The sequence below is a fragment of the Flavobacteriales bacterium genome (assembly GCA_013001705.1).
Lineage (GTDB): Bacteria > Bacteroidota > Bacteroidia > Flavobacteriales_D > JABDKJ01 > JABDLZ01.
Map to the genome: position 1 here is coordinate 1 of JABDLZ010000031.1, position 5,835 is coordinate 5,835.

Consider the following 5,835-nt stretch of genomic DNA (forward strand, 5'->3'; position numbering starts at 1 on the left):
ATCTTGAAGTGTGTAGCCACCTTTACGGCACCACGTACCAGGAGCTCACCGCCTCCGAGTAGCAGGATCAATCCTCCGATCAGTGAAAGCACTGCCATCTATGAGTCGTCCTTCACGATTTCATCCACATCCTGACCCATCTGATCCAAACGCTTCCGCTGTTCCTCCACGGTTTTCTTGACTTCACTTGCCGTATCGGTCATCTCTCGCTGGATCTCTTGAGAAGCATCCTTGAATTGACGCATAGCCCTGCCCATGGTACGGGCCAACCCAGGTATACTCTTACTTCCGAAGAGCAAGAGAAAGATCAAGAAGATCACGATGATCTCTGAGCCTCCGATGAATAAGGGGACAATGGCAATCAATGACATAGAATAAAAAACGCCCGGTAAGGACCGGGCGCTAAATTACAATTCGTTGTTCTACCGCCTATTACTTCTTAGGCTCATCATCCTTTGATAGATCGACCACCAAAGGTGTAGCAATACACAGAGAAGAATAGGTACCTACGATCACACCTACCATCAAGGCAAAGGTGAATCCTTTGATACTGTCACTACCGAACATGAAGATCATGAACAGCACGATAAAGGTAGAGAGCGAGGTATTCACTGTACGGCTCAACGTGCTGTTGAGAGCATCGTTGATGACCTTTTTCCTTCCTCCGCCTCTTCTATCGTTCAGGTATTCCCTGATCCTGTCGAATACGACCACCGTATCATTGATCGAGTAACCAACTACAGTCAGTATGGCGGCAATAAAGGCCTGGTCGATCTCCAATGAGAAGGGAAGCACACCCCAGAAGATGGAGAACAGTCCTAGCACGACCAATACATCGTGCGCCATGGCGACCAAAGCTCCAAATCCGAACTGCCACTTCCTGAAGCGGAAGAAGATATAGAGGAATATGACCAAGAGTGAGAAGAGAACGGCTTGAGAGGCTTTGGTCTTGAAGTCATCACTGATGGTAGGAGCTACTTTCTTGGACTCCAGACTATCTGTACTGTACGGGCCTACCTTGTCAAGTGCTACAGCCAGTTGAGCATCGACTCGACTGTCGACATCCTCACTTTCGTCACTCATCATGTAATTGGTCGTGATCTTGACCTTCCTTCCCGTACCACCGATCTTCTTGACCTGATTTCCTGCCTGCTTACCATCTGCTTCGACAAAGGTCTCATCCAAAGCCACATTCACAGTCTCTATATCTACCTCCTCATTGAATTCTACGATATAGGTCCTACCACCGGCAAAGTCCACACCTAGATCCAAACCTCTGGTCATGAGGGATGAAAGACCCCCTATGATGATGATTCCTGAGATCGCATAGAAGATCTTCCTTCTTGGGATGAACTTATATGCGGTATTGACGAACCAATTCTGAGTAGCCTTGCCGTAGAAGGAGATGGATTTCTTCTGATCCAAGCGGAATGAGAAGATCACCCGTGTCAAGAATATCGCGGCAAAGAGTGAAGTGAATATACCGATGATCAAGGTCGTTGCGAATCCTTTGATCGGTCCTGTTCCGAAAAACAAGAGTATCACAGCAGTCAACAAAGTAGTAATGTTGGCATCGATGATCGCGCTATAGGCTTTCTGATATCCTTTCTTGATCGCTGCATTGATACCTGCCCCTGCTCTGAGTTCTTCCTTGACCCTTTCGAAGATCAGTACGTTGGCATCTACCGCCATACCGATGGTCAAGATGATACCCGCGATACCTGGAAGTGTCAATGACGCCTTAATGGACGCAAGGGCACCGAGTAGGAAGAACATGTTGGCTACGAGTGCGATATCTGAGACCACACCTGCACCTCTATAATAGAAGATCATGTAGAGGAGGATGACCATCAGGGCGATGGCGAATGACATCATTCCTTTATCGATGTTCTCCTTACCGAGCGATGGGCCGATGATCTGCTCATCCACGATGTTCGCAGGTGCTGGCAATGAACCTGCCTTGAGCAGATTGGCCAGATCCTTGGCTTCTCTCAGTGCTGACTCTTGGTCCTGACCGCCCATAGTGATCACACTCGATCCATTGGGGATAACAGAGTTCACTACGGGTGCAGAATAGACCAGACTATCCAGTACAATAGCGATGCTCTGGTTGTCGGTATCATCACCAACATTCCCTACGGCTTCTTCCGTCATGGCCTTCCAGATCTTGGTACCCTCGGAGTTCATGGTCATATTGACCACCACCGATCCGGTCACCTGATCGAAATCCTGGCGCGCATCTACAATGGAGTTCCCATCGAGTTTTGGTCTACCATTACGCTGAAGCACTTTCAAAGCATATAGCGGTCTAAGACCGTCATCGGTAGACTCTGAACCCCAAGCAAATTGCAGTCTGTCGCCATATCCCATGGCATTCACAGCAGCCTCACTACGCAGCAGATTCAATACTGCATCCAAATCTTCTTCAGAGGCATAACCTACAACTGGACTATTGGCCAATTGCAATGCTTGCCCATCTGGTGAGAATACATTGGGTCTCAAGAGAGTCGTCAGAGGAGCGGCTTTCTTCTGCTCTTCCGGTGTCAATTGAACAGGTGCCTGGGTCGTATCAGGAATCTGAAGGATGGTCGTATCACCGGTCTCGACATCTACGGTGATACTATCCCGTGTCGGTTGACCGAGGTCAGGCATTACGAAGTCCGGGTAGAGGGTCTTGCTCAGAACGGTGTCCAGACCGAATATTGCATTGGCCAGATCCCGGTTGTTGTACACTTCCCAGAATTCCAGATTGGCCGTAGACTTCAGCATCTTACGCACCCTATCCTTGTCCTTGGCACCTGGAAGTTCTACCAAGATGCGATCGGTGAATTGTTGACGCTGGATGGTAGGTTGTGTCACACCGAACTTATCGATACGTGTACGAAGGATCTTCTCGGTATTCGAAACGGCTGCCTCTGCCTCCTCTTTGAGGATCTCGATCACCTGCTCATCGGTCAGGTCGTTGGGGAATTTCTCCTTGGTATCCCGTGAATGGAATACTTGCACCAAACGCCCGGGCTCATTGCCTTCAGCCCATGCCTGTGCAAACAGATCGATATATGGATCGTCACTGGACTTCTGAAGTTCCTTGGCCTTGTTCAGAGCTTCTTGGAAAGATGAGGAGCGACTGTTGTTGGCCAGGTTTCGCACCATATCCGGAACGGATACCTCGAGCGTGACGCTCATCCCTCCTTCCAGATCAAGTCCTTTCTTCAACTCCTGAGCCTCGCAGTCATAGTAGTTGAGCCCTACTACCGGATAAAGAGGTTCATTTCCGTTCTGACGGATAAATTGGGTCTGGTAGTATTCTCTGATGGAATCCTCTTCCGTGGCGCTGAGTTGATCCATCTGCGCAACACTGTCCAATTTGTATTCAGCATGCTCAGCAGCCTCAGCTTCGAAACTGGACGTGAACCATGAGAATGACAAAGAATATAGACAGGCGAGGGCCAGAAGAATGGTAAAAATGATGATCGCACTTCGATTCTGCATAGCTGATGCCTTATTTCCTTTGAGCTCGTATGGACTGAGCCAAGTCTTTGATTATTAACAAGTTCCGTAAACAAAATCCCCAGTTTTCAGAGGATTTTCAAAACAGGTCGCAAATATAGACTTTCTACCTATTCAGCTCAATCCCCGTTACTTGTCTCAACACATAGAAGTGTAGTTTCGGTGCGCAGCTCAGAACAGGGGGCATCCTATCTTTGGACTGTATTATAGGTATATGAGATTTTCCATTCTACTAGCATCATTCATACTGGCTGGGAGTCAGTTTTCCGGTCAACTTGTCTTCCATCGCAGTAATGCCGTTCCAGTGTATGGAGATGGAGGAATCATCCCTCACGCATGGGCCGGTGGCCTCAATGCCACCCAATGGTCAACGATCGATCTGGATATCGATGGAACAGAGGATCTCTTCATTTTCGATAGAAGTTCTGGACAGATCCAGACCTACCTCAAAGACCCATCCACCGGAGCTTATACTTTGACGTTTGATTATGCATCGGACTTCCCGCCCATTCAGGATTGGATCCTGTTCAGGGATTTCAATTGCGATGGACAGAAAGACATCTTCACCTATACACCGGGTGGGATCCGTGTCTTTGAGAACACATCTGTCAACGGGGAACTCAGTTTCACATTGAGATCCTCATTGGTGGATTCGTACTATGACTTCGGGTCCGATCCCTACTATAGCAATCTATATGTGAGCAATCAGGATATCCCTTCTATCGATGACTTCGATGGTGACGGGGATCTGGACATTCACACCTTCACCCTTTCAGGGCTGACGATAGAATATCACAAGAATTTCGCAGTAGAAATAGGCAATTGTGACAGCCTCGCATTCGAGCTCAGGAACCGATGTTATGGCATGATCGGAGAAGACGCTGTGAGTCCGACTGTATATATTGGTCAAGAATATATCGATGGAGAGTACTGCACCTTCAATGTTCTCGATCCCAAATCACAAGAGGTGACATCAAAAGATGGGGTACATAGTGGATCGACCATATGCACATTCGACTATGACGGGAATGGGCAGCGTGATCTACTCCTTGGTGACATCACCGCTCGTGACATGGCCATGATCTACATCGATGACCGCGGAGTCTTGACTGATAGTGCATTTGCCCTAGAAACCGAATTCCCTAGTGCCGATGTCACGGTGGATATGCATGTCTTCCATGCGGCCTATTTCGAGGATCTGGACCATGATGGCGTCAGGGACCTATTAGTCTCACCGAGCAATGGGACCGAAAGCGAGGATCAAGCCTCTTGCTGGTTCTATAAGAATACCGGGACCGATAATGACGTGGACCTGCAGCTACAGACCACTTCATTCATCCAAGGCGATATGTTGGATAATGGTACAGTGAGCTTTGTCAGACCGCTTGATCATAATGCCGATGGCCTGATCGATCTACTGTTGACCAATCGGGGTAAATACCAGGAAGGCGGGGTATTCCATGTGACCTTCTGGCTCTTGGAGAATACAGGTTCCTTGACGGAGCCCTCCTTTGAGCTCGTCACGGAGAATTTCATGGGATGGAATGACCTGGGACTCGGTGACCATCTCGTACCCACTTTCGGTGATCTCGATGGAGATGGAGATGAGGACATGTACCTAGGGGATGGCACAGGTAAACTACACTACTTCGAGAATTCCGCTGGACCCGGACAGCCAATGGACTTCTCCCTCCCCTTTGTCACTCTGCTGGAAGATGGAGGTCAAGCATGGGATCTCGGTGCCAGTCTCACCCCCCAGCTATTCGACTTGGATGATGATGGCCTTCTGGACCTCATCGTAGGTGAACGGAATGGGAATACCAATTTCCTTAAGAACATAGGCTCCCTTGCTGAACACGACTTCGAATTGATAGAAGACACCATCGGGGACATCGTGACCGATCTAGATGGTAACTTGATCGGCTATAGTTCACCGTGGTTCTTCAGAGATACAGACGGAAGTGTACAAGCAATTTTTGGTACCGAGTCAGGCCGTTTGTTCTATCTGGATGATGTGGACGCAGACGTGAACAGCAACTGGACCGTCACAGACAGCATGGCCTTCGATGTATTCAATGGAGAACGGGCAAGTCCCATACTTATAGAGATCAATGGGGATGATGAGTGGGATATCATCAATGGCGACAAGAGCGGAGGATTCGGTCTCTATCTAGGTGGCGAGGCACCCAGCTCACTGTCAGAGAGTCTGGTATCATCCGCTTTTACCGTTTTTCCAAATCCCACCAATGGCCTTCTCACCATTCGCATGGAAAATGGCGCGGGAATCACAAGCCTCCAACTCATGGATGTCAGTGGACGCTTGAT

3 protein-coding genes are annotated in these 5,835 nt (G+C 48.7%); 1 reads left to right on the forward strand and 2 read right to left on the reverse strand.

Annotated elements, in window-relative coordinates:
- Window positions 1-98 precede the first annotated feature (98 nt).
- Together HKN79_00965 and secDF are read right to left on the reverse strand one after the other, a co-directional pair.
- Entirely contained in the window at window positions 99-371 is a 273-nt protein-coding gene (locus HKN79_00965; protein NNC82121.1) for a twin-arginine translocase TatA/TatE family subunit, read from the reverse strand.
- Window positions 372-432: 61 nt separating this feature from the next.
- A complete protein-coding gene (gene secDF, locus HKN79_00970; protein NNC82122.1) occupies window positions 433-3,492 on the reverse strand; it encodes a protein translocase subunit SecDF in 3,060 nt (1,019 codons plus the stop codon).
- 232 nt (window positions 3,493-3,724) lie between these two features.
- On the opposite strand from secDF, the gene HKN79_00975 reads away from it, so the two are divergent.
- On the forward strand, window positions 3,725-5,835 hold a 2,111-nt coding region (locus tag HKN79_00975; GenBank protein ID NNC82123.1), incomplete at its 3' end, for a T9SS type A sorting domain-containing protein.

Bases quoted from the DNA above. Each gene is read 5' to 3' on its own strand.
- secDF (NNC82122.1), bottom strand. From the start codon at position 3,492: ATGCAGAATCGAAGTGCGATCATCATTTTTACCATTCTTCTGGCCCTC.
- HKN79_00965 (NNC82121.1), bottom strand. From the start codon at position 371: ATGTCATTGATTGCCATTGTCCCCTTATTCATCGGAGGCTCAGAGATC.